Below are 19,496 nucleotides of genomic sequence, written 5' to 3' on the forward strand. Positions count from 1 at the left end.
ATTAACTCTATCCTGGTATTTTTTCAAAGATACTTTGACTAAACTAATTCTCAAAGTTCAAAAATTGTCATATTTCTTTGTTCTTAATATGGTGCTTTTCCATTCTTTTTGTTAGAATTAACGTAAAGTGAATAATAATTGGGTGTGAGACTAATGATTGGTGATCGCGTAAAAAAATTTCGCTTAGATAGAAAAATGTCACTTTCCGAACTTGCTGCTCAAGCTGGGGTGGCTAAATCATATTTAAGTAACCTTGAAAATAATAAACAAGAGAACCCTTCTATAAAGTTCCTAGAAAAAATTGCTGTTGTTTTGAATATTCCTGTGGACCATTTGATACATGAAGAAATCAATAAAGAGGAATTAGATATTGATTGGATGAATCTAGTCAAAGATGCAATGAAGTCTGGTGTATCTAAGGAACAATTTCGGGATTTCCTTGAATTTAATAAGTGGCGAATTAATCAAAACGATAAATAGATATAAAAGATCTTATTGAAAAGAAAAGCATTCTACAAAAAACGTGATTTTTTTGTAGAATGCTTTTTATTTATGTACGTTTAACGTGATTATCTCTTGTTAATCAAGAAATCACGAACTGCTTCTATGGATAACCCTAAGTCCTTTGCTTCTAATATGAGTGCCATCCATTCTTGATCGATTACTTCTACATTATTTTCGGTTATAACCATTCTACTCACTCCTAAAATACATAATGTATTCCAGGTAACCCGGCCATCTTAGCATGTAAAACATACCTTAGATCCTCGGCTTTGCGTCCCTGCTTTTCAACAGGTTTGCCTTTTTCTGATTCCAACACAACTTAAGTCACTGTATTAATGTTTTTTTCATTGTTTTGATAGGTCGATATACTTAATCCTCATTGATATTATATCTAGTGCTATTTCAGTAGGGTGTTGTAATTTGTCGTAATTTTACAATATTCAAAAAACTTTTTCTAACAATTAATCCCATATTTCTACAAAAATATCCCAATTTAAATCGAATCCTTGCAGCTTTATGTCAAAATGATGGAACTTTGAACAATTTCTTTCCTTCTCATTATGTTGAATAACCATTAAAAGATATATTTATCACTTCAATATTTGTCTAAATTGTGACAATTAGCATATAATGTAAACAACACGACTATTATCATAATATTAATAATATTCAAATATTGGTGGTGAAGCAGTTCGATGCCCCTTATTCATGTGTTAAACTTTTCTATTCCGATTGCATTTATTGTGTTTGCTGGCTATTTATTGGACCGCATATGCAAGCCAGAGCTCTCAAAACAAAAAGCTGATGAAGAGTGAATCTATGTAAGATTCCTCTTTCAATCAGCTTTTTCTTTTTATGTGCTAATCAAAAAGTAATTATTTCACTCTATTTTGGGAATGATACTTGCGAAGACGAAAGGAGTGTTGAATTTGGCACGCGGAGAACATTTTGAACATAAAAAGAAGCATCATCCAGGGAACTTCCCTAAAGACACTTTAACAGAAAAACAGGGGAAAGAAGCAGTCGGTGACGAGGAATTCCTAGTGGTACGGGAAGCCTTTAAAAATCGAGTTGAAAATGAGGAAGAATATCGAGGAGATACTGCTCGTTTGCTCAATGATCAGACAGAATAAAAAGGCGTGAGCACCACACGCCTTTTTATTCTTAGGAATTCCCCTTAGAATTGTCCTTTTTCAATACTTAAAGTTCTAATAAGTTGCGAAAATTCTATGGACTTAAGCCACTCAGCAACTTTTTCTATATCTTTTGAGAACACTCTATCTTGTGTAATGGACGCTACCTGTTCGCGACCTTTATCAAAAAACACCCTAGTATGTGTTGCCATTTTATCAATTCCGCGAATCTCCACTGCCTGCATGGCACAAATCAGTTCAATCGCCAAAACTCTTCTTGCATTTTGGATAATTTGATAAGCATGCCTTGAGGCAATTGTGCCCATGCTTACATGGTCCTCTTGATTGGCAGATGAAGGAATAGAATCGACACTTGCTGGATGGGCAAGTGTTTTATTCTCTGATACCAGTGCTGCAGCCGCATATTGCATGATCATCGCACCCGATTGCAAACCAGGTTGTGGACTTAAAAATGCCGGTAAATCATTTAGCTGAGGATTTACCAAGCGTTCAATTCGTCTTTCCGAAATATTTGCCAGTTCGGCAACGGCAATTTTCATAAAATCCATCGCAAAAGCAATCGGCTGCCCGTGAAAGTTCCCCCCTGAGATCACCTTTTCCCCGTTATCAAAAATTAACGGATTATCTGTTGCGGCATTCATTTCAATCTCTAATTTTTCCTTTACATAATCCAAAGCCTGCCATGAGGCACCATGAACCTGTGGAATACACCGGAGTGAATAAGCATCTTGAACTCGTAACTCACCCTGCTGGGTTGTTAACAAACTATCGCTTAAATAGCGGCGGATTCTTGCTGCTGTATCAATTTGCTGTTTATACCCTCTTGCCACCTGAACTTCTTCCGCAAATGCATCGATAATTCCATTTAACCCTTCCATTGTCATGGAAGCAATCAGCTCACTTTCTTGTGCCAGCTGCTCTGCTTCCAAGTAACCGATAACTCCCATAGCAGTCATCGCTTGGGTTCCATTAATAAGGGCAAGACCTTCTTTTGCTTCCAATGTTAAGGGTAAAATACCTTCTTGTTGAAGTGCATTAAAAGCTTCCATTTGCTCGCCTTTGTAAAATACTTCCCCTTCACCAATTAATACCAATGCCAGATGAGAAAGCGGGGCTAAATCACCACTTGCCCCAAGGGAACCTTGCTGCGGGATGACAGGAATAATGTCTTGATTTACTAATTCTAATAACTTTTCAATGACAATCGGCCTGACACCTGAAAATCCCTTGAGGAGTGCGTTAGCCCGGAGTAGCACCATTGCTTTTGCAACAATTTCTGGAAAAGGATCGCCCACTCCGCATGCATGAGAACGAATTAGATTAAGCTGAAGATCTTGGACATGGTTCTTATCAATGAGTACGTCGCTGAATTTTCCAAACCCTGTCGTAATTCCATAAACCACCTTTGATTCTGCCACAATTCTTTCCACTGCTTCACGACTCTTCTTGACTGCTTCCATGCTCTCGGCTGAAGCCATGACCTTTTGCTTACGATATAAAACATCCTTCATTTGCTTTAATGTTAAACTTCCACCTGTTAGTGTTATCATTTTGTCTCTCTCCTCTACCACTGTAGTATAATAAAGAAAGAGGCTGGATTCCGAATCTACTCGATTGGGAGTCCAGCCTCTTTTATAATTAATAGATTGAATATTTTCAGATGCCTCATTGGTATCATTCCATTCTTTAATTATCTTAATGATAATTATTGTATGGGATACAAAGCTTATTTGTCAATTGAATTTTCAGAATTTTAGCACGATAACACTTTAGTACAATAATAAATGAAAGGTAAAAAGCTCAGGTTACAAAATATCTTGAGTTTCCGTTATACTATATAAAGGTAAAAATGGATGTACCTGAAAGGAGTAATTATGAAATCTCTCGTACTTGCAGAAAAGCCAAGTGTGGCTCGTGAACTCGCACGCGTTCTTGGCTGCAATCAAAAACATAAAAGCTATATGGAAGGCAATCAATACATTGTCACATGGGCACTAGGACACTTAATCGAATTAAAAATGCCGGAACATTATGATACGAAATATAAAACATGGAATTTGGAGGATTTACCGATTATTCCCCCAAAAATGGGCTTGATGGTGATGAAGCAGACAAATCATCAATTCCGTGCTATTGAAGCGTTAGCAAAACGGAAAGACATTAACGAATGTATCATTGCTACGGATGCCGGTCGTGAAGGCGAACTGGTAGCACGCTGGATTCTTGAAAAGATTCGGTGGAACAAACCATTAAAAAGATTATGGATTTCTTCGCAAACAGATAAAGCCATTAAAGACGGGTTCAAGCAATTGAAACCTGGCAAACAGTTTGAGGACCTCTACCATTCAGCCGTTTGCCGAGCAGAAGCTGATTGGCTAATCGGATTGAATGTAACAAGAGCACTAACCACAAAATATAAAGATCCACTTTCTGCAGGACGGGTTCAGACCCCTACTCTTGCCCTTGTTTTAGACCGAGAGCAGCAGATTCAATCCTTTGTCCCAAAGGAATATTGGACGATTCGTGCCGAAATTGGCCCACTTTCAACGGATTGGGAACGTGACAATGAAAAACGCATCTTCGATAAGGTAAAAGCCGAAACCATCCAAACGAAAGTAAATGGTAAAAAGGCCGTGCTTGATAAAATTGACCGCAAGAAAAAGTCAGAACCACAGCCGTTGCCTTACGATTTAACTGAACTTCAACGAGATGCCAATAAGCGGTTTGGTTTTTCTGCGAAAAAGACCTCATCCGTCTTACAACGTCTTTACGAGCAATACAAATTGGTCACTTATCCTAGAACGGATTCACGCTATTTAACAACAGATATGATAAGCACCATGACAGACCGTCTGCATGGCATGGCTTCAGGGTATAAGGAGGAAGTCCGTCCGCTTCTTGCAAAAAAGGGTCTTGTGCTCGCCAAACGGGTTTTTAACAACGAAAAGGTAACCGATCATCACGCGATTATCCCAACGGAACAACGATTAAATCTAAGTGAACTTGATTCAGATGAAAGAAAACTCTACGACATCATTGCCAGACGTTTCTTAGCTCTGTTTTTACCAGCTTATGAATTTGAAACCATTCAAGCAACCTTTAAGGTCGAAGGTGAGACTTTTACCGCCAAAGAAACGAATGTTATTGATTTAGGCTTCAAAAAGGTGTTAGGAAAAGAAGAGGCAGAACCATTAACCTCTGGACTGCAAAAGTTAGCCCAGGGACAATCCTTTACCGTCAAAAGCAGCTCGCTCAACCAAAAATGGACTGAGCCGCCGCACCGCTATTCTGAGGCTGATGTTCTATCGCAAATGGAGAAGTTCGGTCTAGGGACCCCAGCAACAAGAGCAGAAATTATTGAAAGACTTGTGGACACGGAAGTCGTGGAACGTCAGAACGGGCGCTTCCACTCTACGAAAAAAGGCAAGCAACTCATTGACCTTGTCAATGATGAACTAAAATCACCAGAACTAACGGCCAAATGGGAACAAGAACTTGAAAAAATCTCAAAAGGCAAGGCAGATCCAAAAGCCTTTTTACAAAACATCCGCCGGCAAACAGAGCAGTTGGTTTCCGAAATTAAAAAAAGTGAAAAGTCCTATCGGGCTCACAATTTAACCGGCTCAAGATGTCCTGAATGTAACGAGTTTCTAAAGGAGAGGAATACGAAAGAAGGTAAAATTCTCGTTTGCTCGAGTCCTGAGTGTTCATTCCGGAAACGAAAGGATCCAAAGCTTTCAAACCGTCGCTGCCCACAGTGCCATAAAAAGATGGAGATTCATAATGGAAAGGCAGGCGCGTACTTCCAATGCCGCCGTTGTAATGTGGTTGAAAAAGCAGAAGACAAGAAAAAAGCAGTTAATAAAAAGGAAGCACAAAAGCTCGTCCAGAAATATTCAAAAAACGAAGATTTCGGCAACAGCTTAGGCGATTTACTGAAACAAGCCTTAAAAAATCAGGAATAACCATTAATGGTAAGCACTCTTAATGTGCTTACCATTTCTGTTGTAAGTTTTTCTAAATTGCTAGTTTGGTGATAGATCAAAGATTAAGAAACGAGGACAATGTATGAGGATTAGGGATTGGGATCCTAATTTAAAGGTTCGCTTGTTTAGCGAAGCGATGATGAACATCACTTTTTGGATGTTTTTTCCATTTTTAACAATTTATTTTTCAGAAGAGTTTGGTAAAAGTAAAGCAGGTTTATTATTAGTTTTTTCACAGGTGTTTTCCGTGCTTGCTAACCTAATGGGCGGGTACTGTGCGGACCGATTCGGGAGGAAAAGAATGATGGTTCTATCTGCTATCGGTCAAGGACTTTCGTTTATCGCGTTTGCCTTCGCTAGTTCACCTTGGTTTCAATCCCCTTGGATGGGTTTTGTCGCCTTTGCAGTAGCCGGTGTTTTCGGTTCCTTTTATTGGCCTGCAAGCCAAGCAATGGTGGCGGATGTAGTCGATGAAAAAGACAGAAGCAATGTGTTTGCCATTTTTTACACATCTATTAATATTGCAGTTGTAATTGGTCCTATTCTAGGTGCGATTTTTTATGTTCACTATCGTTTCCAACTCTTGCTTATTGCTGGGTTAGTTTGTATTTCCTTAGGACTTATCTTAGCCAAATGGACTCGAGAAACCGTACCGGTAAAGAATAACGCCTTTTCTTCAGACGGGAAATGGTATTACTTTTTAAAAAATCAAGTGAAGGATTATTCACTGATTGTAAAAGATAAAACCTTTCTGCTATTTATTCTGGCAGGAGTATTAGCTGGGCAGACCTTTATGCAATTGGACTTATTGATTCCTGTTTATATAAAGGATGTCTACCAAGCTCAAAGCCTTTTTTCACTAGGGAATTGGTCATTTTCGGTCAATGGTGAACAGGCTTTTGGACTGGTACTCGCGGAAAATGGCTTCCTCGTCGCCCTGCTGACTGTGATTGTCACGAAGTGGATGAGTAATTATTATGAAAGAAATGTATTTATTCTCTCCTCTGTTGTTTATGCGGTTTCAATGATTCTTTTTAGTCAAACCACATGGATATGGGGGTTAATGATAGCGATGGCTGTCTTCACCTTTGCTGAATTAATGGGTGCTGGGCTCCAGCAAAGCTTTGTATCGAGACTTGCTCCTGAGCATATGCGCGGTCAATATTTCGCTGCAGCAAGCTTACGTTTTACTATTAGCCGTACGATTGCACCACTTGCGATTCCCATGACTGTCTTGCTCGGGTATAATTGGACGTTTTTTGTGTTAGTTATACTCGCCCTATTAAGCGCTGGGATGTATTGGGTCATGTTTTATTCCTTTGAAAAACAAAAGATCAGTTCACAAATGTAAAATTTGGTCAATAAATCGCCAATATTTGTACTAAATTGTTCACATTTTCCTAATTTGTATTATAATTAACTTATTAAGTTATTATTATAAGGACGGTGGAAACAATGGAATTATCTCAGTTCATGTCTCCCACATCATGGTCAGGTATTATTACATTCTTAGTGCTATTTTCCGCAGGAGTTTATCTTAATATAAAAGTATACGGCAGCAAGATGCAGTAAAGATGAAAATTCTTTACTGCTTTTTTTTATTTACTGCGGCTTTTTGATTGAAAGCAAGTAGTTTCTTTTTCCAATTAATAACGCTACAATATAGGAAGATTCAGAAAAAGGAGACGTACATATGAGTGAATTTCAAAAAAACCTTGAAAAATATGCTGAACTCGCCGTTAAGGTTGGTGTAAATGTTCAGCAGGGTCAAACTTTAGTCGTAAACGCTACCTTAGATTCGGCAGATTTTGTTCGCTTGATCGCTAAAAAGGCGTACGAAACTGGTGCACAAAATGTCATCGTCAACTGGAACGACGATACCGTGACTAGAACCAAATATGACTTGGCTCCAGATGACGCTTTCCTTGAGTACCCTGTTTGGCGTGCCAAAGAAATGGAAGATTTAGCAGCCAAAGGTGCAGCTTTTATGTCGGTTATTGCCACAAGCCCAGATTTGTTAAAAGGTGTGAATCCAGAACGTATTTCAAACTTTAATAAAGCGGCAGGAACGGCATTGGCAAATTATCGGAAAGCAATACAATCTGATAAAGTGAGTTGGACTGTTATCGCAGCAGCGTCACCTGCATGGGCTGCAAAAGTATTCCCTGATGAGCCTGCAGAGAACCAAGTAAACAAGCTTTGGGATGCGATTTTTAAAGCAGTACGTGCAGATGTTGAAAATCCAGTAGAAGCTTGGAAAAATCATGACGAAACCCTTCATGAAAAAGTTCATTATTTAAATGAAAAAAGATACCAAAAGCTTCATTACACAGCGCCTGGTACTGACCTAACCATCGAGCTCCCTGAAAAACACATCTGGGTGGGCGCAGGCAGCATCAATGAAAGTGGCTTCGAGTTTATGGCAAACATGCCAACCGAAGAGGTGTTCACTGTTCCATTTAAAACAGGTGTTAATGGTACAGTTGCTAGTACAAAACCGTTAAGTTATGGTGGAAATATTATTGACCGCTTTTCGGTTACCTTTGAAAATGGAAAAATCGTTGGGGTGAAAGCAGAGGAAGGCGAAGAAATCCTTAAGCGTCTTGTCGATACAGACGAAGGCTCACATTATCTTGGTGAAGTTGCACTTGTACCATACAACTCACCAATTTCCCAATCAAATATCCTTTTCTTTAATACATTATTTGATGAGAATGCCTCAAATCATTTAGCGATTGGCAGTGCCTATGCTTTCTGTATTGAAGGCGGGAAGAAAATGTCTTCTGAGGAATTGAAAGAGCATGGCTTAAACGATAGTATCACTCATGTGGACTTCATGATTGGTTCCACAGAAATGAACATCGATGGAATCACCGCTGATGGCAAATCAGAACCAGTATTTAGAGGCGGAAACTGGGCGTTCTAATATATTCAAGCACAAAAGAGCAGGAATCCCCTGCTCTTTTTTATGGTGTAAAAATAATTGATCCATTCTTTTCTTTCGCAATTTTTTCACGTATTTTATTAAGGTTTTCCATAGGATCTTCCTGGACGACTTTACCTAATAAATCAATAAGACCGAGTGATTTTAATAAACCTTCTTCCCAGCTTTGAAGTTCTTTGGTCAATAATGAATCACTTCGGCAGACAGAGTTCAATGGGATCTTCTTTTCAATCGCTTTATCAATTAATGACAAGGCCAGTTCTTTCTTAATTACTCCCTTTTCACCTTCAAGTTGCTTACAAACGGATTTTACAATTTGGTCCACCTTTTCTGTAGTTCCGGTGATGACTGGGTCAAGTGATTTCGTTACAGGCTCAAGTGGTTTCAAAACCGGGTCAAGCGACTTCGTTACAGGCTCAAGTGGTTTCAAAATCGGGTCAAGCGACTTTGTCACTGGCTCAAGTGGTTTAGTTACTGGTTCCAACGGTTTTAAGATAGGCTTGATTGGTTCGACTATCGGTTTTAATGGTTTTGTAATCGGTTTCAACGGTTTAGTCACTACTTCAACCACATCTTGAATCGGTTTAGTGATTTTTCCAATGCCTTCAGGTGATTTAGCTGCATTAGAATCATCTTCACACGTGAGTGGCAAATGACCACTAGTAATTTTTCCTAACTCTTTATCCAATTGGTTAAGTGGAAGGGAACTTAAATCTTGAATAATTTTCAACTTCCCAGGCTGGGGTGCCGTTGATTGACCTGAAACCGTATTAAGAATTAATTGCTTAATAATACTATCTTCAGATTCCATAAAATGAGCGACCATGACCACCTGCTCCATCCCCACTTCTGGAACAGTTTCTGATGCCTTTACACAAGCCCCTTTAAAAATAATTGCCGATGTATCTACAGTCAAATTCTTCACGCTAACAGGCCCATTTGCTTTTAAATTAATACTTACAGGACCGCTTGGGGAATTTACCTGCTTGGTTAATTTCATTCCATAAATGATTGCGGTTTTATAATGAAAACGTAGCATAAGTTTACCACTATTTGTAGAGGTTTCTTGTTTAATAATGTTTGCAGTCATACCTGAACCATCGACGCGATCTGCCTCAATGACAAAGCCTTCGATCGTTTGTTCACCCGCCTTAACTATTCCACTATTAGCAAAAATAGTTAAAAATAGTAATGGGAGACATAAGCTTAACAAGATTATCTTGCTTTTCCACCGCATGGTTTGCTCTCCTTTAGAAAGTGTCGGCCGATTTTTCCATTTCTGTTGGGGGTGATACTTTTACTCTCACTGGTGTAAGCCGCCATGCCATCAGCAATGCTCCCCCGATGATTCCAAATAGTGTACCGAGAAGGAACCCCCCTAATGCTCCGATGACAGATAAAATGGATAGAAATATAGTAAAGATTCCAAGGATTTTCGACGCATGGGGAAAGAACAATGCCACAATTCCAATCAAAGTAAGTACACCGCCAAAAAGTAAACCGATGATGGCAATCGACCCTGGAAGAAATGTACTTAAATAAAGGTTTAATGGTACCCACAAAATCATGAGTCCACTGATAATTGTCATCAATGAACCCCCAAGCGGCCGGCTCTTTCTCCATTTAGTAAATCCCATTTCTTTCCCTCCAATCCTTACTTCTTATTAACCTTTTCAACCGTAAGTCTCATTCCGTTCATATTAATCGTTTTTTGAAACAAATAGTGTGTTTTAAGCTTGGCATGCTCTAAGGTAATTTTTGAGGAGGTTTGTTGGAATTGTTTTTGCCAATCATCGCTATGAGTTTCTTTAAGCGCTAAGTTTTGAAACTTGGCATCTGCTTCAATTAAACCCGCGTCGTGTTGCAATCCGGTAATCTGTACAGGTTTGGAGGCTGTAATCTTTACACGGATCCAATTCCCGCCAACCTTGAAATCCTTGTATAATTGCAAATGATTGATTGTCAGAGTTTCTATTAAATTTGTGCCCTGTGGAGCCGAATCTTCGCTGCTAGTTTCACCCATTTTCGGATAAAACGTATAACCGTTCCCCTCCAATTTGTCAAACTCAACGTAAAAATCACCGACACCAGCAATTGGGACAGCATAGGCTACCCCTGAAATCCCAAATGAGACTAATAGTAGCGCTAGAACCAAAATCCCTGTTCCTAAAGCTGACCAGAAAACTTTTTTACTTGTCATCCCCTCAACTGGCTGAATTGAATATTCCATAAGCACCCTCCTATTTTCTGAATTTTTTAACACTATTCGTTTTTTCTACCTTACTACGGTTATTTCACTGCTACAATCACGTCATCTATCGTAAAAATACAAGTACCCCGTCAAATGTCGGGGGTCGATTTCTACTACGGACATAATCAAAAATATTCCACCGAAGAATTTAAAAATCAGTTATCGGTGAGGCGAGAGTAAATGGAGCACAAAGTGGAACAGCTTTTACAGAGGGGACTTTCCATTATTTTTCAGCTAAGTAAACCATTTTTAAAAGAATGGAAGGAAGTTCAATCGACTTTAAAATACCGAAAAGACAGTTTAGTGGATGAATTTAATGTTATTATTCAGATTGCCTTCCAACCGGTTATTAACGATCAAATCCCTAATGTAGACTCCTTTATCCTATCCCTTCTCACGGAATGGCAAAAACGTTTCGCCTCAAAATATGATGAAAACGAGTCAATATCCTTATTAACGACAATTGAAAATATGTATCATAAGCTGTTAACTGAAAGTAAGTCTTCTACATTTCTCGATCATCAGGCTGTTCAATCCGTTTTTTCGAGAATACTAGACCAGACGTTGTTAACACGAGATATAGTGGATGGAAATGAGAAATGGGTAAAAAATATTATCGCAACTAACCTGCTTCCAATAAAATGGATAGCTGTCGTAAATAAGGAACAGGAAGATTATCGGGTTGATTGTGTTGTCTGTTCTGAGCAAAATCAAGTGGCTTCCCATTTAATTGAAATGTCCTCTGGTTTAAGGGCTAGTCAGATCGACCACTTATCGATGGCGATTGCTAGACTTTTAGGGACTAACAGTGAGGGGGATCCCATTATCCGGATCCATTGTTTGAATGACACTTTGTTAATCGGTTTGCAAAATAGTGATGTTCCTGTCACCGATCATGAAATCGAATTTGTTAGAGGTATATATTTACGACAGTTAAAACTTGATCATCTAAAAAGTAAGATGGAATGGAAAGATGCCTCCCTTCTCTTCCTCCAGCACTTATTACGTTCAAGGGGGGCGGATGAGGCCGTGAAGGCGATTACTAAAGGGTTAGTCGAATATATGCCCTTTAGTCGCTGCGCCCTTTTTATGTATAATCACTACGAGGGGAAGGGAATCGGGGTTTCAGGATATAATGTAAGCAGTCCCTCTGTTCTGCAGATTAAGGAGGAAATATTCAAACTCCCCTTAATTAAAAAATATTTACATTCATTAAACCATTCTCACCCCCTTTATTTTGCGAATGCTGCACATGTGTTACCGAAAAAATATGTCCAAGAATATAAGTTAAAATCCATAGTGGTCTTACCTATATTTGTGCCAACCAAAAGCAAGTTAATAGGGATTGCCCTGTTGGACAACGGGGAAGATTCTCAATTTGACGTCTCTACTCACACTTTAACCACGCTAATAAAATTTGGTCATTACGCTGGTGAATTGCTATTTTCTCTTAGAGATAAGACCCTTCAACAATTCGGAAACTCCCATGGTGTCTTAACTCAACGTGAGAAAGAGGTATTAAAGCTGATCGCTGAAGGGGCAACTATTAATGAAGCAGCTGCCATTCTTCATCTTAGCAGTTATACGGTTCGGGATTATGTCTCGATCATCATTCAAAAATTAGCCGCAAAAAACCGGACAGATGCAGCCGTAAAAGCGTTAAAGATGAATTTAATTTCATAATACTGGGTTTGCTATCTTAACTGGTTACAGGTTATAATATATATTTACAAAAAAGCTTGGAGGATTTTTTTATGTGGAATGAATTTAAACAATTTGCTATGAAAGGAAACGTCATTGATTTAGCCGTTGGGGTTATTATCGGAGGGGCGTTCGGGAAAATAGTTTCTTCTCTAGTCGCTGATGTCATCATGCCATTGTTTGGATTATTTATTGGGGTAGGCGCCTTTTCTAAACTTGCATACGGAAGTATAAAATACGGTCAGTTTATTCAAACCGTGGTCGATTTCTTAATTATTTCCTTTTCAATATTCCTATTTGTGAAATTTATTAATCGTTTTAAAAAGAAGGAAGAACCAGCTGAAGTGGTTGTAAAAGTGGACCGAACAGAAGAGCTTTTAGCTGAGATCCGCGATTTACTAAAAGAAGATAAAGATTTTTTCAAAAAAAATGAAACATCTTGACCATTTCCTCGTATAACTTACTAATAAATAATTTTTTGAGGTGAAAATATTGTATACACAAACATCTACTCAATTTTTGCCCTCTGTCATACGAACTTTTGCCCTTTCGCTTGCGATTGCTTTCTTGGGCACAATGGCAGGTGTATTTGTACCAGATAGTCTATTTATGCCGCTAGCAATTCTAGAATTTGTGATGCTTATGATCGCTTTCTTTTTCAGACGTAAAAAGGCTATTTCTTATTCATTCCTATATATCTTTACGTTTATCTCAGGAATTACGCTTTTCCCAATCGTAGCCTATTACACCGCTACTGCAGGTGCAAACGTTGTTGTCATGGCCTTTGCAAGTACAACAGTTGTTTTTACGGGTGTGGCTATTTATGCAACGAAATCAAAACAAAACTTTTCCTTTCTAGGTGGATTCCTGCTTGCCGCTTTGCTTGCCATAATAGCAATTTCTATTTATAATATCTTCTTCCCATTAGGATCGACAGGGATGCTTGCTTTCTCGATTATTGGAGTGATAGTATTTAGCGGCTATGTTCTATTTGATTTCAGCCGAATGAAGCATTACGGGGTTAGACCAGAAGAAGTTCCGTTGATGGCATTAAACTTATATTTGAATTTTATTAACCTTTTTGTTAGCATCCTTCGTATATTAGGAATTCTATCAAGCAAAGACTAACAAACTTGAGTTCGTCATCGACCATATAAGAAAGGAGCTTGGATTCCCAAGCTCCTTTTTTATTAGAGCTATTTTCGCAAAGATTATTGTTTTTCGTATAAGTTAATCAACCCGTATAAATAGATACTTCGTGGCATCTTTTCGTAAGAACATTTGCGAAAATTGCCAAGAAACTTAGTAAATAACCCTTATTAAGCTCCAATAGCAACAAAGTTTACGAAAAGAGCCTTTATTAACTTTTATTTATTAAGGTGAATCCCCGTTGAATCACCTGATTTACTGATTTTCCCCAGTTTTTGTTTAATAACATTTCAGAAATGCTCTTTACGTTAGGGTGGCTGAAATTTTGCAACTTATAAATTTCTAGTATTTCAAGTCTAAGTAGCCACTCATTTGGATATTTTTTGTTTAAGGCCGCAATTACATTCTCCAGTCTGGACCAACTCTGTTCATTCCAATCCGTGCCTTCACGCAAACTGCGGACTTCCGCATAAAGCCTTTCTAGTTCATTCAGTTCCTGAACTTCTTCCTCCATACTGTCTGAGTCATTTGCAGGCCATTCAAAATACGCATCAGGATCAGCTGCGCCTGCAAACACAGAAGTAATTCCTGAGCCGACTGCCATATCAAACGTCCCCCAAGATGGCTCAAAAAGGACTTGCCCCTGATATGTTACTTGGCAATCCTTAAAAGAGATTAAGACGGGTTTCCCAGCTGACATCAATATGGTCTGCACACGCCCCTTTACATTGACACCGCTTTCAAATTTCAGCACCGCTCCACTGCCTTCAATAATGCCTAAATCCTTTAATTGAGCATACGAGCAACTCTCTAATGCTATCTTTCCTTTAAGACTGCCTATGGGGGTTCCAAAGCCTTTATGATGTGTATCTTTGCCATGATTCACTAGTTGCTTTTGTTCCAGAGATAGTGCGGTCGGTCCTTTTGTTCTGATATAAATAGCTTCTCCTTTCTTATCCTTGACTATGGTTGCCAGTATCCCAGTCACTTGTAATCCAGACGAGAAGACAAATGTTGCAAGATTATCAGATTGCAAGGCTTTTTCAAGACTTTCCGTTCCGCCTTTTTTAAAGGCCATGGTCAATGCAAATTGATCAATGGCAGCCGCTAATTGATCAAAATCCTTACAGACAAATAATTGCGGTTGCGGCTTGGTGACATCATATGGTGTCTTAATACATTCTTCAACTGAAAATGGAATCTTTTTAACATCATCTGCTAAACAGCTTTGACTTTCACCTACTGATGATAGTAAACCCGCTCCATAAATCTTCGGATTGCTAAGGTCGCCAACCAAGCCATATTCCACAGTCCACCAAAATAGTCTTGAAACCATATCTGCCTCAGATATCCCCTTTAACTTTTTTCTAGCTTCTGTGACAAGCCTTTCTGCCTCTTTAACCTGCTCAGGGGTTGAATTAGGATCTTCTGCAACAATCGTTAAATGGCGAACAGCTTTAAATACCTCCAGCTTTTCTTTACTGGCAAGTGCTTTCGCTCCCATCTCGCCAATTTTCCTTACAAATTCCCGGTAAGATTTATCTAATAAAATCGGCGCGTGCCCGGCTGCCTCATGAATCATATCCGGAGCAGGGGTATAGGTAATGTTTTGAATATTTCTTATTTCGGTCGCAATCGGTAAGAGACCATTTGACAGAAAGCCATAAAAAACGGAACCAGGAATTAACCCATCAATCGTAACGGCTCCCCAGCCGACTTTTGCTAGACTTTTATTCATGTCATCTACCTTCGGAATCGATTCAGTTTTGATACCTGAATCTCGCAGGCCGTTAACATATGCAGTATGGGCGATCTCTTTTAAAAAGTAATGATTTTGCCTCATAACGAAACGCCACACCGCGTGATCAATGGGTGTATACCGATGGTAAAACTGCTTTGAAATATATGGCTGTAAGTGCGCCTGGCCTCTTTTGGCTCTATTTCCAGTCATAGTCAACATTCACCTTCTCAAATAATATTTTTTACTGGTATGATTATGCGAGTGACTGCATTTTTGGCCGGAGTCTTTCCCTTGCCCTTCTCATCCTTGTTTTTACTGTCGACATTGGAAGATTACTTTTTTTTGCAATTTCAACCAGAGAAAAATCTTGGTAGTAATATAGATAAATAGGATATCTATAGATTTCCGGTAATAAGTTAACCTTTTCAGCCATTTGTTCGGCAGAAAATTTATGTAAAACTTCCTCTTCTGGTATTACGGTTGGCTCGAATGAGGCTGAATAGGAATAAACCTCTTCCCTCCAAAATTGCTTCGACTTATTTTCTTTCCGCCAATAATCACGACATTTATTAATAGCAATCGTAAAAAGCCATCCTTTATATTTGGATTGCTCCTTTATTGAAGGATATGCTAAATAGGCAGAGAGTAATACCTCCTGATAGATGTCCTCGGCAAGTTCTTTATGCTTCACTAATGATAAAATATATTTATAAATGGCTCTTCCATGTTCCATTACTACTTCTTCAAATGATGGGGCAATTCCTGCAAGCATGTGAACCGTCCTTTCTGTCCTTAAAATGATCTACATTCTATTAGACGGAAAGGACGGCATCATCCCCTACAGTTCCGAAGTAAATTTTTCAAAGTTTATCGTTCAGTTGGATTTTGAATAAAACCTTTCATGAAAATACTGACGCCGATTTTCTTACAAATCGCTAAATAATGCATAAGTGCTAACAACACTGCACTTGTATTCATTCCAATAATAATCCCGTTCATTCTCCATTCTGGCCGAGAACCTAGCAACAGAATTAACGCATAGGAGATAATAATCGACCAGGTGATATGGAAAAAAGCTTCTTTGATCATATTTAGGCCGATCAAAATGGCCTGCATTGGCATGATGAAAAAATGAAATAAGAAAAACGGCCAAAGCATTTGTAAAAAAACGGCTGATGTGTCCGATTTAAAGAAAAGAGAAGTCAGTTCTGGGGCAAAGAAATAGAAGAAAGTTACCGCAATCACACCATAAACAAACGTTAATTTCATCACCTGCTGCAGCATTTTTTGCAGGCTGGAATAATCCTTCTGTGAATGAGTCTTGGATACAGCAGGAATGAGTACGACCATTAAGGAATGTGCAATAAACGCTGGAAAAAAGCCAATGGACATCGCAACTCCCATCAGCATTCCAAATTGCTCCGTTGCCATACCCTCCGCCATCCCTGAACGGACCAAAGCCCCCTTTATGATGAACGGTTGAATGGCACCGGTAAAGGCCGAAAACAAGCGCAGCCCAGTTGTTGGAATCGACACGGCCATTAGATTTTTTCGGACTACTTTCCGATTCATATTAGAAAAGGGGTGTCTTTTTAAATGTTGGAATTGGATAATAAACATATAAACTAAATACACGAATACAATAATTTCGCTTCCTATTAACGTGCATAAGGCTATTAACAAAGACTGTTCACCATTGAAAGTAAAAAAGCGGAACAAGAAAAACAATCCAGCTAGTTGAACAGTTTTCCTTAGAAAATTAGAAATGGCAATTTTCCCCATATTTTGCATCCCCATAAAATAGCCCCTGGCAACAGATGTAAACGAAATCACTGGAATAAGAATCATGACAATCCAACGTACATAAGGATGATACGCATTGAACACTGGAATAAATGGCAGAATGATTGTGGCTAATAAAAATAAAATACTTGTGAAAATAATTGTAATCGTCATCGCATGATAGAGGATATTTCGATGATACCGCTCCTCTTTTTCAGCAATAAACTTTGAGATGGAAACGGGCAGTTCAAAGCTCGCTAACAAAACAATGAAAAATATCGAAGGCAGGATAGACATATAAAGTCCTAATCCATGCGTTCCCAGCTCTCTTGCAAGGATCATATTTACCACGAATTCGATACCTTCTCCTAAAAATGCAGATGCTGTTAAAAAGAATATTCCCTTATAGTAAATAGCCAATTTTTTCTCCTCCATACTAATCTCACTTTTATAAACTTATGAGACAAGTTCTTTGATTAGTAGGGGAAAATTTTTAGGGGAACGAAAAAAAGGGCACGATGCCCTTTTTAAACGCTTGTGATTACTGTTCTTTTTTTGATCATCCATGATAAACCAACAATAACGATGACTAATAATAACTGGGTAATCGTTGTTTCCCAAGTTGGATATAGTCCAATCCATTCAATAAACGGAAGCTGTTGGACGGTGCTTGTCGACAATACGTCTGAAATCTGCAAAGCATGGATACTAATACCAAGAATTTTAAAGGCTAAGAAATAGATTAGAATGGTCGCAGCCTTAAAGAAAAAGCGGATTGGTATTTTTACACTGTAATAAATAATTGCAAACCCAACAATGACTAGAATTGCTACAGCAAGGATCACACCCAAAACCAGCTGCTGCATACTTATATAAGGAGTGATTCCTGTATAAAATATGATGGTTTCGGCCCCTTCGCGGAAAACGGACAGAAAACTTATAAAAGCAAATGAAATAAGACTTCCTCTGGCAATCGCTTGCTCCATTTGTTGATTGATATATTTATTCCAGTTCCCAATACTGGATTTATTATGGAGCCATGCCCCAACTGTTAACATCATAATAACAGCGACAACTCCAGTAATTCCCTCAATATATTCTCGGCTGGAAGCAGCAACGATGCGTGAAAAGACAATATTAATAATGATGGCAAGGACCGCACTTGCTAGGATACCTGCGCCCACACCAGCCCAAATCCATTTCTGTTTCGCTCCCTGACCCATTTTCTTTAGAAAGGCGAGCAATGTAGCCACGATTAGTAACCCTTCTAACCCTTCACGTAACAAAATTAATGCCGCATCCCATAAAGAATAATCCGTTTTACTAATTAACGGTTCGAGACGCGATTTTAATTCCTTGACAATCTCCAGTGCTTTTGGACCATCGACTTTTGCAGAACTTAATAAACTAATAGCTGTAGGTACTTTTGTTTCAAGATCACTATACAGTTTACTGTCTCTTGTCTGTACATCTCCTTCGACCATTGGCCAAATGTTTAAGATTTCATTTAATTGATCTGTCGCACTCTTATAGTTTTCTTTTGAAATCTGTGTCTCTGCCTTACTCAACAGTGCAGTAAGATCCGACAGTGAATAATCACCTTCAACCTGTTTAGATACCTTACCGGCCAGGAAATTTTCCACTTCACTGGATAGCTTATCAATATTTGTTTTGGCCTTATCTAAATCAGCAGGATTCTGGGTTATCGCAATACGAATTAAAGCCATGTATTTTTCGATACTGCCGTAAGCTGCAATACTCTCATCATGGACAATTTTTTCCGAGGCATTCCATTTATTTAATAGAGTTTGATATTGTACCTTCAATACCGTTTGATTCCCATCCTCAATTGATTTCCTGAATGTGGCGATTTGAGGAACCAACTGCTTTACTTGCTCTTTCCCTTTTTCTTTGTCTTGTGGATTTTGTTCTTTGTCATAGAGAACTAGCGCACTTGACAGCGATGACAGGTTTTTTGAAAGAGCGTCTGGTTCAATTTTTCCTTTAACTAGTAAACTCTGAACCTCTTGAAGCTCCTGATCAACCTTTTTTGCTTGATTACTATCGGCTTTCTTAATCGATGTCCATTCTTTTGCCAACTGTTCCATATTCCCTGAAACTGTTGATTGGTCTCCATCCTTGGCTTTCATTAGACTATCGCCAATAAGAACAAACAACTCATCAAGATTCACTTCCGCTTTAACTGGATGAACTGTTTGGAAAAGAACAAAAAACATCATTAGTATTAATATAGATTTACTTTTTGTCTTAAATCGCAGCATGC

At 38.7% G+C, this 19,496-nt stretch carries 17 protein-coding genes and 1 riboswitch; of the genes, 8 read left to right on the forward strand and 9 right to left on the reverse strand.

The genetic code is table 11. From position 1 onward, the window contains the following. Nucleotides 1-153: 153 nt before the first annotated feature. Nucleotides 154-480, forward strand: coding sequence for a helix-turn-helix domain-containing protein (locus tag ACJ004_RS07760; protein WP_410892279.1), 327 nt, complete (start codon nt 154-156; stop codon nt 478-480). Nucleotides 481-569: 89 nt separating this feature from the next. Here ACJ004_RS07760 and ACJ004_RS07765 read toward each other — a convergent pair whose 3' ends face one another. Continuing rightward, nucleotides 570-692 (reverse strand): anti-repressor SinI family protein, encoded by a 123-nt coding sequence (locus tag ACJ004_RS07765; RefSeq protein ID WP_410892281.1) that lies wholly within the window; start codon nt 690-692, stop codon nt 570-572. 30 nt (nt 693-722) lie between these two features. Then, nucleotides 723-812: riboswitch (cyclic di-GMP riboswitch) on the reverse strand. A 612-nt stretch (nt 813-1,424) separates the two neighbouring features. Here ACJ004_RS07765 and ACJ004_RS07770 point away from each other — a divergent pair. After that, nucleotides 1,425-1,637, forward strand: a complete 213-nt coding sequence (locus tag ACJ004_RS07770) for a hypothetical protein (RefSeq protein ID WP_410892282.1) — start codon at nt 1,425-1,427, stop codon at nt 1,635-1,637. 44 nt (nt 1,638-1,681) lie between these two features. On the opposite strand, the gene hutH is transcribed toward ACJ004_RS07770, so the two are convergent. Further along, nucleotides 1,682-3,208 (reverse strand): histidine ammonia-lyase, encoded by a 1,527-nt coding sequence (gene hutH / locus ACJ004_RS07775; protein ID WP_410892283.1) that lies wholly within the window; start codon nt 3,206-3,208, stop codon nt 1,682-1,684. A 324-nt stretch (nt 3,209-3,532) separates the two neighbouring features. Here hutH and ACJ004_RS07780 point away from each other — a divergent pair, with 324 nt between their 5' ends. The 3 genes from ACJ004_RS07780 (at nt 3,533) to ACJ004_RS07790 (ending at nt 8,570) form a co-directional block, all read left to right on the forward strand. Beyond that, nucleotides 3,533-5,623 carry a DNA topoisomerase III gene (locus ACJ004_RS07780; RefSeq protein ID WP_410892284.1) on the forward strand — a complete coding sequence of 697 codons (2,091 nt, stop codon included), beginning with the start codon at nt 3,533-3,535 and terminating at the stop codon, nt 5,621-5,623. Between the two features lie 103 nt (nt 5,624-5,726). After that, nucleotides 5,727-6,995 (forward strand): MDR family MFS transporter, encoded by a 1,269-nt coding sequence (locus ACJ004_RS07785; RefSeq protein ID WP_410892286.1) that lies wholly within the window; start codon nt 5,727-5,729, stop codon nt 6,993-6,995. 342 nt (nt 6,996-7,337) lie between these two features. Next, complete coding sequence (locus ACJ004_RS07790; RefSeq protein WP_410892287.1) at nt 7,338-8,570, forward strand: aminopeptidase; 1,233 nt, start codon at nt 7,338-7,340, stop codon at nt 8,568-8,570. 40 nt (nt 8,571-8,610) lie between these two features. Here the strand turns inward: ACJ004_RS07790 and ACJ004_RS07795 are convergent, their stop codons facing one another. Genes ACJ004_RS07795 through ACJ004_RS07805 form a run of 3 tightly spaced genes read right to left on the reverse strand, consistent with a single transcriptional unit; the run spans nt 8,611 to nt 10,818 of the window. Beyond that, nucleotides 8,611-9,825, reverse strand: a complete 1,215-nt coding sequence (locus ACJ004_RS07795; RefSeq protein WP_410892289.1) for a hypothetical protein — start codon at nt 9,823-9,825, stop codon at nt 8,611-8,613. 13 nt (nt 9,826-9,838) lie between these two features. Continuing rightward, nucleotides 9,839-10,225, reverse strand: a complete 387-nt coding sequence (locus ACJ004_RS07800; RefSeq protein ID WP_410892291.1) for a DUF6114 domain-containing protein — start codon at nt 10,223-10,225, stop codon at nt 9,839-9,841. Between the two features lie 17 nt (nt 10,226-10,242). Then, entirely contained in the window at nt 10,243-10,818 is a 576-nt protein-coding gene (locus ACJ004_RS07805) for a DUF6230 family protein (protein WP_410892292.1), read from the reverse strand. A 201-nt stretch (nt 10,819-11,019) separates the two neighbouring features. On the opposite strand from ACJ004_RS07805, the gene ACJ004_RS07810 reads away from it, so the two are divergent. From ACJ004_RS07810 to ACJ004_RS07820, 3 genes are all read left to right on the forward strand, one after another. After that, nucleotides 11,020-12,522: a LuxR C-terminal-related transcriptional regulator gene (locus tag ACJ004_RS07810; RefSeq protein WP_410892293.1), complete on the forward strand. Its 1,503-nt coding sequence runs from the start codon at nt 11,020-11,022 to the stop codon at nt 12,520-12,522. 71 nt (nt 12,523-12,593) lie between these two features. After that, nucleotides 12,594-12,983, forward strand: coding sequence for a large conductance mechanosensitive channel protein MscL (gene mscL, locus ACJ004_RS07815; RefSeq protein WP_410892295.1), 390 nt, complete (start codon nt 12,594-12,596; stop codon nt 12,981-12,983). A gap of 49 nt (nt 12,984-13,032) precedes the next feature. Then, a complete protein-coding gene (locus ACJ004_RS07820; RefSeq protein ID WP_410892297.1) occupies nt 13,033-13,668 on the forward strand; it encodes a Bax inhibitor-1/YccA family protein in 636 nt (211 codons plus the stop codon). 232 nt (nt 13,669-13,900) lie between these two features. On the opposite strand, the gene ACJ004_RS07825 is transcribed toward ACJ004_RS07820, so the two are convergent. From ACJ004_RS07825 to ACJ004_RS07840, 4 genes are all read right to left on the reverse strand, one after another. Beyond that, complete coding sequence (locus ACJ004_RS07825) at nt 13,901-15,640, reverse strand: aromatic amino acid hydroxylase (RefSeq protein ID WP_410892299.1); 1,740 nt, start codon at nt 15,638-15,640, stop codon at nt 13,901-13,903. Between the two features lie 43 nt (nt 15,641-15,683). Continuing rightward, nucleotides 15,684-16,202 (reverse strand): RNA polymerase sigma factor, encoded by a 519-nt coding sequence (locus tag ACJ004_RS07830; RefSeq protein ID WP_410892301.1) that lies wholly within the window; start codon nt 16,200-16,202, stop codon nt 15,684-15,686. 95 nt (nt 16,203-16,297) lie between these two features. Continuing rightward, nucleotides 16,298-17,632, reverse strand: a complete 1,335-nt coding sequence (locus ACJ004_RS07835) for a polysaccharide biosynthesis protein (RefSeq protein ID WP_410892303.1) — start codon at nt 17,630-17,632, stop codon at nt 16,298-16,300. A 107-nt stretch (nt 17,633-17,739) separates the two neighbouring features. Next, on the reverse strand, nt 17,740-19,494 hold the full coding sequence (locus ACJ004_RS07840; protein ID WP_410892304.1) for an FTR1 family iron permease: 1,755 nt from the start codon (nt 19,492-19,494) through the stop codon (nt 17,740-17,742). Between the last annotated feature and the right edge of the window lie 2 nt (nt 19,495-19,496).

The organism is Neobacillus sp. 204 (assembly GCF_046562815.1).
GTDB lineage: Bacteria > Bacillota > Bacilli > Bacillales > Cytobacillaceae > Neobacillus.